The organism is Streptomyces sp. MS06, from assembly GCF_047200655.1.
In the GTDB taxonomy this organism is placed as follows: Bacteria; Actinomycetota; Actinomycetes; order Streptomycetales; family Streptomycetaceae; genus Streptomyces.
The window spans coordinates 1-1,625 of the sequence record NZ_JBJZOJ010000137.1 but is presented as its reverse complement, the minus strand read 5'-3'; the positions used below and the strand labels follow the sequence as shown (position 1 = coordinate 1,625).

Sequence of the window (1,625 nt, the reverse complement as noted above, 5' to 3'; positions counted from 1 at the left end):
CGACATCCACACGACCGCGGGCAAGCTCGCGGATCTGCAGCGCCGTATCGACGAGGCGACGCACGCCGGCTCCGCACGCGCCGTGGAGAAGCAGCACGCGAAGGGCAAGCTGACCGCCCGGGAACGCATCGACCTGCTGCTCGACGAGGGCTCCTTCGTGGAGCTGGACGAGTTCGCCCGGCACCGCTCCACCCACTTCGGCCTGGAGGACAACCGCCCCTACGGCGACGGCGTGGTCACCGGGTACGGCACCGTCGACGGCCGGCCCGTCGCCGTGTTCTCCCAGGACTTCACCGTCTTCGGCGGTGCTCTGGGCGAGGTGTACGGGCAGAAGATCGTCAAGGTGATGGACTTCGCGCTGAAGACCGGCTGCCCCGTCATCGGCATCAACGACTCCGGCGGCGCCCGCATCCAGGAAGGCGTGGCCTCCCTCGGCGCCTACGGCGAGATCTTCCGCCGCAACACCCACGCCTCCGGTGTCATCCCGCAGATCTCCCTGATCGTCGGCCCGTGCGCGGGCGGCGCGGTCTACTCCCCGGCCATCACCGACTTCACCGTCATGGTCGACCAGACCAGCCACATGTTCATCACCGGCCCCGACGTCATCAAGACCGTCACCGGCGAGGACGTCGGCTTCGAGGAACTCGGCGGCGCCCGCACCCACAACAGCACCTCCGGCGTCGCCCACCACATGGCCGGCGACGAGAAGGACGCCGTCGACCACGTCAAGCAGCTGCTGTCCTACCTGCCGTCGAACAACCTCTCCGACCCGCCGGCCTTCCCCGAGGACGCCGACCTGGCCGTCGGCGAGGAGGACCGGGAACTGGACACCCTCGTCCCGGACTCCGCCAACCAGCCCTACGACATCCGCACGGTCGTCGAGCACGTCCTGGACGACGCCGAGTTCCTGGAGAACCAGCCGCTGTTCGCGCCGAACATCGTCACCGGCTTCGGCCGCGTCGAGGGCCGGCCCGTCGGCATCGTCGCCAACCAGCCGATGCAGTTCGCCGGCTGCCTGGACATCACCGCCTCCGAGAAGGCCGCCCGCTTCGTGCGCACCTGCGACGCCTTCAACCTGCCCGTCCTGACCTTCGTCGACGTGCCCGGCTTCCTGCCCGGCGTCGACCAGGAACACGACGGCATCATCCGCCGCGGCGCGAAACTCATCTACGCCTACGCCGAGGCCACCGTGCCGCTGATCACCGTCATCACCCGCAAGGCCTTCGGCGGCGCCTACGACGTGATGGGCTCCAAACACCTCGGCGCCGACCTCAACCTCGCCTGGCCCACCGCCCAGATCGCCGTGATGGGAGCCCAGGGCGCGGTCAACATCCTGCACCGCCGCACCCTCGCCGAGGCCGAGGCCGCCGGCCAGGACGTCGAAGCCGTCCGCGCCCGCCTCATCCGCGAGTACGAGGACACCCTCCTCAACCCCTACGTCGCCGCCGAACGCGGCTACGTCGACGCCGTGATCCCCCCGAGCGAGACCCGCCGCCACATCGTCCGCGGCCTGCGCCAACTGCGCACCAAACGCGAGACCCTGCCCCCGAAGAAGCACGGCAACATCCCCCTCTAGCGGAAACACCCCCGCCCGCACCGGAGGCACCCCACCCATGAACATCAAG

General features: G+C 69.7%; 1 protein-coding gene. It reads left to right on the top strand.

Annotated elements, in window-relative coordinates; all coding sequences use genetic code 11:
* The coding region (locus ACL02U_RS32795; protein ID WP_412794661.1) for an acyl-CoA carboxylase subunit beta at positions 1-1,576 on the top strand (1,576 nt) is incomplete at its 5' end.
* Positions 1,577-1,625 lie beyond the last annotated feature (49 nt).